Consider the following 857-nt stretch of genomic DNA (forward strand, 5'->3'; position numbering starts at 1 on the left):
CCAGTGAGCGGTCAGGCAGAGCCTGGTTCAACCGTGACTGTGACTTATCCTGATGGCACCACTGCAACAGTGGTAGCTGGAACAGATGGCAGCTGGTCAGTACCAAACCCAGGTAACCTGGTGGATGGCGATACAGTGACTGCAACAGCGACTGACCCTGCAGGCAACACTTCATTGCCAGGTACAGGCACAGTTTCAGCAGACATCACAGCACCTGTGGTTGCGCTGGATGACGTGTTGACGAATGACAGCACACCAGCACTCACTGGTACAGTGAACGACCCGACAGCAACTGTAGTTGTCAATGTGGATGGCGTTGACTATCCGGCAGTGAACAATGGCGACGGCACCTGGACGCTTGCAGACAATACACTTCCAACACTCGCAGACGGTCCACACACCATTACCGTGACTGCAACAGATGCAGCAGGTAACGTAGGTAACGATACTGCAGTGGTGACCATTGATACGGTTGCACCAAATGCACCGGTGCTTGATCCGATCAATGCAACAGACCCAGTGAGCGGTCAGGCAGAGCCTGGTTCAACCGTGACTGTGACTTATCCTGATGGCACCACTGCAACAGTGGTAGCAGGCACAGATGGTAGCTGGTCAGTACCAAACCCGGGTAACCTGGTGGATGGCGATACAGTGACTGCAACAGCAACTGACCCTGCAGGCAACACTTCATTGCCAGGTACAGGCACAGTTTCAGCAGACATCACAGCACCTGTGGTTGCGCTGGATGACGTGTTGACGAATGACAGCACACCAGCACTCACTGGTACAGTGAACGATCCGACAGCCACTGTAGTTGTCAATGTGGATGGCGTTGACTATCCGGCAGTGAACAATGG

1 protein-coding gene is annotated in these 857 nt (G+C 53.9%); it reads left to right on the forward strand.

From position 1 onward, the window contains the following. The coding region (locus tag AC6BYQ_RS28450; protein ID WP_498057924.1) for an Ig-like domain-containing protein at positions 1-857 on the forward strand (857 nt) is incomplete at both ends.

This window comes from Serratia sp. LTN-2 (assembly GCF_059740205.1).